A 2,009-nucleotide genomic window follows, 5' to 3' on the forward strand; every position below is an offset into this window, starting at 1 on the left:
ATTCTACCACTGGCCAGCAGGCTGATAGACAGAATCAATATCGCCAATGTGAGACTGATCGTGACCACACTATTTTTAACAGCCAGAGTAACCAGAGGCCTAAAAAATTGTTCACGAAATTGTTCAAATTTATCATCAAGCCAGACTCTCAACTGACCTGGCTTATCATGATGCATACTGTGAAAAGTGTGGCGTAAGTGCCCGGGAAGTATTAAAAAACTCTCCACAAGCGAGGCAATAATCACACAGATCACCACAAAAGGAATATCAAACAGAATATTGCCAATCACACCGCTTATCAGCATCAATGGCAGAAAAGCAGCAATAGTCGTTAATGACGATGAGATAACCGGCGCTAACATGCGCCTTGCGCCACCTTCTGCAGCGGACAAGGACCGCTCTCCACTTTGGTAGTGAGATAACGCATCTTCGCCCACCACGATGGCATCATCGACAATAATGCCCAATGCCATGATCAAAGCAAACAAGCTGATCATATTGATGCTGCCGCCGAGCATGTACAAAACGGTCAACGCTGCCATGAAAGACACGGGAATACCCACGGCCACCCAGAAAGCGACTCTGCCATGCAAAAATAAAAAGAGAATCGCTAATACCAGGAGAAGTCCGCCCAAACCATTACTGAGAAGCAGATTTATACGCTCCTGAATCAATGACCAACTGGCATCATAGACTCTAATATCCACGCCTTTGGGTAAAGTGGGTCTGGCTTGTTCTAGCCAGTTTTCCATAATCCTGGCAGAGGCCAATGCATCAGCATTTTCGGTTCGCAGCAGTTCAATCTCAACGGCGGGTTGGCCATGATAAAACACCTTGACCTGATCACGCATGGCACGACGCTCAACATCGGCCACATCCTCAATCAGTAAAACGCGCCCCTCATAATCACTTTTTAGGGAGATATCACCAAAGGCATCAGCATCACGGCGTTGATCGAGACTACGGATTTGGCGTGCAGTTTCACCATTACCAATCTCCCCGGCAGGCAAATCCTGACTTTGGTCAGCGACACGTTGACTGACATCACCAAAACTCAAACCCAATGACTCTAGTGTTGAAGTGCTGACTTTAATCGCCATTTCTTCATCAGGTAATCCAGTGATATTGACTCTGGAAATGCCGGCATCAAGCAACTCATGCTCAATTTGATGCACCAGTCCACGTAACTCATCTAAGTGGCCATCTGTCGTCACCAATAATCTGGCGACGTTATCGTATCGCGTCACAATACTGATTTCAGGTGTTTCAGCATCACTAGGCAGATTTCGCAAACGAGCGACATGATCTTTTACCTGATCAAGCGCCTGTCCCATCTCTGTACCCTCTTCAAACTCCAGAGTCACCAGAGACGAGCCGTAGGATGAAGTTGAGGTCATTTTATCGACGTAGTCGATGGTGCGGAGCTCTTGCTCAATGCGACTGGTCAACGCATCTTCTACATCTTCAGCGCTGGCCCCACGCCAGACAACACTGACGGTAATCACATCAAGTGCAAAGTTAGGGAAAAATTGCGTATTGAGTTTACTTAACGACACAAACCCACCGATTAACATCATCAGCATGAGTAGGTTTGCCGCTACCTTATGCTGGGCAAAAATACCAATGATATCTGTGCGATGTGCCGGCAGGCTCACAGGGCAGTCTCAACCGCTAAACCCGTGATGGCATTAGGAAGCTGTGTCGTCACGATTAAGTCACCCGCTTGTATAGCATCACTTCGGATTAACAATTGCTGAATATTATCTTCCGTGATGACTTCCCCCACCCGCTCGATGGTCATGGCTTTTAAATGTCCATCCTCTATCACATAGATACGATCCAGCCCGTATAGCGCACTAAAAGGCAGTTTAATAACATGCTGTTGTTCTGCGAGTTGGAGCTGCAGTTCGACAAACGTGCCTAAAGGTAATGTGTTGCTATGATTCATTAGCCGGAACAAGCCATCAACCCCTCCACTATCAAGTCTGACTTCTCCTGAGAGTCGCTTT

The 2,009-nt window shown here is 47.0% G+C and carries 1 protein-coding gene and 1 pseudogene; both read right to left on the bottom strand.

What is annotated here, in order from left to right; genetic code table 11:
- Window positions 1-1,655: efflux RND transporter permease subunit (locus B4K20_RS05270; RefSeq protein WP_289282141.1), on the bottom strand; the 1,655-nt coding region annotated here is incomplete at its 3' end.
- Window positions 1,652-2,009, bottom strand: a pseudogene (locus tag B4K20_RS05275) (efflux transporter periplasmic adaptor subunit); the annotation flags it as partial. The pseudogene B4K20_RS05275 and the gene B4K20_RS05270, both read right to left, overlap by 4 nt.

Origin of the sequence: Methylophaga sp. UBA5088, from assembly GCF_002414625.1 — a bacterium.
GTDB classification, from domain to species: Bacteria; Pseudomonadota; Gammaproteobacteria; order Nitrosococcales; family Methylophagaceae; genus Methylophaga; species Methylophaga marina.